Origin of the sequence: Acidiplasma aeolicum (genome assembly GCF_001402945.1) — an archaeon.
Lineage (GTDB): Archaea > Thermoplasmatota > Thermoplasmata > Thermoplasmatales > Thermoplasmataceae > Acidiplasma > Acidiplasma aeolicum.
In genome coordinates, this window is the sequence record NZ_LKBG01000068.1 from 1 (window position 1) to 3,170 (window position 3,170).

At 36.0% G+C, this 3,170-nt stretch carries 2 protein-coding genes; one reads left to right on the forward strand and one right to left on the reverse strand.

Features of this window, described 5'->3' with window-relative positions; all coding sequences use genetic code 11:
- Positions 1-216 precede the first annotated feature (216 nt).
- Complete coding sequence (gene acnA / locus AOG54_RS02290; RefSeq protein ID WP_055032353.1) at positions 217-2,724, forward strand: aconitate hydratase AcnA; 2,508 nt, start codon at positions 217-219, stop codon at positions 2,722-2,724.
- Between the two features lie 47 nt (positions 2,725-2,771).
- On the opposite strand, the gene AOG54_RS09815 is transcribed toward acnA, so the two are convergent.
- On the reverse strand, positions 2,772-3,170 hold a 399-nt coding region (locus AOG54_RS09815; protein WP_055032354.1), incomplete at its 5' end, for a hypothetical protein.

The following is a 3,170-nucleotide window of genomic DNA, read 5'->3' on the forward strand; positions in this document are numbered from 1 at the left end:
ATCACCATCCGTATAAAGTATAACTGGATTGTCTGGAACCCGCCATTTTTCGCCGGTAAAAATTATTTTATCCATTAAAATCCCTTGTTTCAATAAATTTTATTATCTTATATATTTTTCTATGATATACAAAATACATTGAATTTTAAGTTGGATTTAATTAAGGCAGTAATCATCCAATAATAAAGTTAAAATTTAATATACATATATTGAGATATGGAATTTAAAACTGATACAATAAAAATAAACGGAAATGAATACAGGTATTACCCTCTCGCGCAGCTCAATGAAAAGTACGATGTTGACAGCCTTCCATACTCCTTTAAAATTTTACTTGAGAATATGATGAGAAATTTTGATGGAATTGATATAAATGAAAAATCTATTGATAATACTGCATCAATGAAAACAGGATCAGAAATTGCGTTCAAACCATCCAGGGTTGTGTTTCAGGATTATACCGGAATACCAATACTTTTAGACCTTGCAGCAATGAGGTCATATTTGAACAGTAAAAATGTAAGCCCCGAAAAATTAAATCCGGCAGTGCAGTCAGATATGGTTATCGATCATTCAGTAATTGTTGATACATTTAAGGATACAGAGCCGATAATAATTAACATGAAGGACGAATTTGAAAGAAACATAGAAAGATATAATTTTCTTAAATGGGCAAAGGAATCATTTGAAAATGTTAGAATAGTCCCGCCAGGCCATGGCATAATACATCAAATAAATCTTGAATATTTTTCCTCACTTGCTGTCAAAAAGGACGGCACAATATTCCCTGAAAGCCTTATAGGTGCAGATTCACATACAACAATGATAGGAGGTATCGGTGTGCTTGGCTGGGGCGTCGGTGGTCTTGAGGCCGAGGCATCCATGCTTAATGAGCCATATTTTATGACTGTTCCAGAGGTAATAGGTGTAAACTTAAAGGGAAAATTAAATGCCGGGGTAACGCCAACAGATACCGTGCTTTATATAACCAAAAGGCTAAGGTCTGAGAATGTTGTTAATAAATTTGTTGAATTTTTTGGAAATATTAATGAACTCACCGCACAGGACCGGGCAACAATTGCAAACATGGCCCCGGAATACGGTGCAACCATCGGTTATTTCCCTGTGGATAATGAAACACTTCAGTATATAAGGGCAACAAACAGGGATGCTGATTCAGTTGAGGCCTATTTTAAGGCGCAGGGATTATTTTATAATGGCCCGAAGAGGTATAATAGGGTTATAGATATTGATCTCTCAGAAATAAAAAGTTCTGTGGCAGGTCCAAAAAACCCGGATGAGCTTGTTGAATTAAAGGATCTTAGAGGTACAGTAAAGGGTCTAATAGAAAACAACCATGGTGATGTTGTTAATGACGGGTCTGTTGTGATTGCTGCAATAACCAGCTGTACAAATACATCCGATCCCACAGTTATGCTTGGCGCCGGTATACTTGCCAAAAAGGCATATGAACACCATTTAACATCAAAGGATTATGTAAAAACAAGCCTGGCTCCAGGTTCAAGGGTTGTTACAGATTACCTTAAGGCCGCAGGCCTTCTTGACTATTTAAATAAAGTAGGCTTTGATATAGTTGGATATGGCTGCACAACATGCATAGGCAACAGCGGGCCTCTCATACCTGAGGTACAGAAAGATATCTTAAAAAATAATATAAAAACATATGCAGTTTTAAGCGGAAACAGAAACTTTGAGGGCAGGATTAATCCATACATAGCAGGGGCCTTTCTCGCATCCCCTGTTCTTGTTGTGGCCTTTGCCATAGCAGGCAGGGTTGACATAGATTTTGAAAATGAGCCCATAGGTTTTGATGGCGACAGACCGGTTTACCTAAAGGATATATGGCCATCCAGTGAGGAGATTAAAAAATACTTTTATCTGGCAATGGATCCCGAGGCATACAGAAAGGAATATGCCGAGGTTTTCGAGGGTGACGCAAACTGGAATTCATTAAAATCGTCAAAAAGCACATTATTTACATTTGATGATTCCTCAACATATATTAGGGAGCCACCATGGCTTTATCTTGATCCTGTAAAAAACATAAAAAATGCCAGAATATTTGCAATATTTGGTGATAAGATTACAACAGATCACATCTCACCAGCAGGGCCAATAGCAAAGGACTCTGTTGCAGGTAAATACCTTTCCTCGCTTGGTGTGTCTGAAATGAATACATTCGGTGCAAGGCGCGGTAATCATGAGGTAATGATGCGCGGTGGCTTCTCAAATCCAAAAATAAGGAATCTAATGGTTGATAAAACCGGTGGGTACACAATATTTTACCCATCAGGCGAGGAAATGTCTTTCTATGATGCTGCAATGAAGTATAAAAGTGAAAATGTTCCGCTGGTCATATTTGCAGGAAAACAGTACGGATCAGGAAGCTCCAGAGACTGGGCAGCAAAGGTTACAGCATTGCTTGGCATAAAGGCAGTAATTGCCGAGAGCTTTGAAAGAATACACAGAAACAATCTTGTGGACATGGGAGTAATACCAGTCCAGATCGATAAAATGCCTGAACTAAAGGGTGATGAGCTAATAAGCATAGATGGCATTGAAAATATAAATAAAAATCAGGATTTAACCATAAGAATAAACAGTAATGAAATTCATGGAAAGGCACTGATATATACTGATGCAGAATTAAATTACATAAAATCTGGAAATATACTCAAGTATATATCAGAACAGATTAAATAAATTTTTTAATATAATATTGGATTTAATATTTAATGATAAATAAATTTTTATCTGTTATATAACTCTGGCTCTAGCACGTCAAGGGCTTTATTCTTAAATTCATTTATTCTGTTTTCTATGTCCTTTGCATTCATTTTTTCATCTATTAATATATATCTAACCTTGGCCAGTAGTGACGTTGCATATGTGCATTTGCATAATGAATCTGATGTTATTACCATCATCTCAGGTTTATATTTTAACAATTCATCCATTCCAACATCTCGTGCTTGTCCCTTTGGCGTTATTTTATATGCAGGTGAGTCGTATCTTTCCTCCTTTTTTGTTTCATCATCAAAAATTACAAAATATCTGGAATCCTCCAGCTTTATTAAATTGTTATTTTCATCGGTGGTTATTCCTATCCTTATATTTAATTTATATAATATAATTATATATAAGATTTT

Bases quoted from the DNA above. Each gene is read 5' to 3' on its own strand.
- acnA (WP_055032353.1), top strand. From the start codon at position 217: ATGGAATTTAAAACTGATACAATAAAAATAAACGGAAATGAATACAGG.